The sequence below is a fragment of the Myxococcus sp. AB025B genome, from assembly GCF_006518215.1.
Classification (GTDB): domain Bacteria; phylum Myxococcota; class Myxococcia; order Myxococcales; family Myxococcaceae; genus Myxococcus; species Myxococcus fulvus.
Window position 1 is genome coordinate 1 of record NZ_SRLW01000583.1, and the last position, 2074, is coordinate 2074.

Annotated in this window: 1 protein-coding gene; it reads right to left on the reverse strand. The window is 68.6% G+C overall.

What is annotated here, in order from left to right:
- Window positions 1-2074 (reverse strand): condensation domain-containing protein (locus FL311_RS42780; RefSeq protein ID WP_141333383.1); only part of this gene is annotated, 2074 nt, incomplete at both ends.

Here is a 2074-nt window from a genome sequence, read left to right on the forward strand (position 1 = left end):
ACGGCCATGTCGAGGGACTTGTCGAGGCAGATGCCGACGGCACTGCCCGGAGAGACCCCGAGGGCGAGCAGGTGGTGGGCGAGCTGATTGGAGCGAGCGTCGAGCGCGGCGTAGGAGAGCGAGCGCGAACCGTCGGAGAGCGCGATGGCGTCAGGCGTACGGCGCACCTGTGCCTCCACCGGCCCATGCATCGTCGTGGCCGCGTGCGACTCGCCCGAGGTGTCATTCCAGGTGACGAGGAGCTGCTGATGCTCCTGTGCATCGAGCATCGGCAGTCGCCAGATGGACTGGCTGGGGGCGCGGACGGCGGACTGCAACAGCCGCTGCAAGTGCGCGCCCATCCGCATGGCCGTGGCCGGCGTGAACAGGTCGGTGTTGAACTCGAGCAGACCGCTGATGTCGTCGCCGTGGTCCGCGAGCAGCAGGGACAGGTCGAACTTGGCGCTGCCGTGGGTGACGGTCGTGGGGCCCGGCGTGGGAGCCGCCTCCTCACGACGCGCATCACCACGCGCCTGTCGCGGAGTGTTCTGCAGCGCGAGCATCACCTGGAACAGCGGCGAGCGGCTCAGGTCACGCTCGGGCTTCAGCTCGTCGACGAGCTTCTCGAACGGCACGTCCTGGTGCGCGTAGGCCCCGAGCGTCGTCTCCTTCACCTGGCTGAGCAGCTCGCGGAACGACATCGTCCCGGACAGTCGTGCACGCAGGGCGAGCGTGTTGGCGAAGAACCCGACGATGCCCTCCAGCTCCGTCTGCTGCCGGTTGGCGATGGGCGAGCCGACGACGATGTCGTCCTGCCCCGAGTACCTCGCCATCAACGTGTGGAACGCGGCGAGCAGCACCATGAAGGGCGTGACGCCCTCGCGCTTGCACAGCGCGCGGAGTGACTCGGTCAGCTCGGTGCTCAGGTGGACGGGCAGCGTTGCGCCGACATGCGTCTGCACGGGCGGTCGCGGTCGGTCGGTCGGAAGCTCCAGCGCATGGGGAGCGCCGGCGAGCTGCTGCCTCCACCAGGAGAGCTGCTGCTCCAGTGCCTCGTCCTTCAGCCAGCCGCGCTGCCACAGCGCGTAGTCCGCGTACTGGAACTCCAGCGGCGCGAGCGGGGACGGTCGCCCCTGCGAGAACGCCTCGTAGAGCGCGCCCACTTCGCGCAGCAGGATGCCGTTGGACCAGCCGTCCGAGACGATGTGGTGCACCGTGACGAGGAGCACGTGGCTCTCTTCCGTCACGCGCAACAGCGACGCACGCAGCAGGGGCGAGCTCGTCAGGTTGAACGGCTTGCCGGACTCCTCGGAGGTCAACCGCCCCACCTCCGCGTCCAAGGCGGAATCCGTCAGGTGCCGCAGGTCGATGACGGGGACCGACAGCTCGGCGTGCGGATGGATGACCTGGACCGCGGTGCCGTCCTCCTGCACGTGGAACGAGGTGCGCAGCGCTTCGTGTCGCTGCACCAGTTCCTGGAGCGCCCGCTCCAGCGCGGCCGTATCCAGCGCACCATCGAGCACCTTGCCCGAGTGGATGTTGTAGGAGGCGTTGTTGGGCTCCAGCCTGTCGAGGAACCACAGTCGCTGCTGAGCGAAGGACAGCGGCAGCGGCCCGGTACGAGGCGCCGCGACCAGCGGAGGCCGTGTGTTGGACGGGCCCTCACTCAGAGCTGCCTCGACCCGCTGCGCGAGCTCCCCGATGGTCGGCGCTTCGATGAGCGCACGCAGGGGCAGCTCGACCTGGAAGGCCTTGCGGATGCGAGAGACGACCTGGGTGGCGAGGAGGGAGTGGCCACCCAAGGAGAAGAAGTCGTCGGAGACGCTGACGGCGTCGAGGTGGAGGACTTCTGCCCAGATGGAGGCGAGGAGCGTCTCGGAGGGGTTGCGAGGGGCGAGGAAGGAGTCAGTGGGCCCGGAGTCGGGAGCGGGCAGAGCCTTCCTGTCGAGCTTGCCGTGGGTGTTGAGAGGCAGGGAGTCCAGGGCGACGAAGGCCGAGGGCACCATGTACTCGGGGAGGTTGAGAAGCAGCTCGGTGCGGAGTGAGGAGGTGTCGACGTCCGAGGGGGTGACGTAGGCGACGAGGCGCTTGAGTC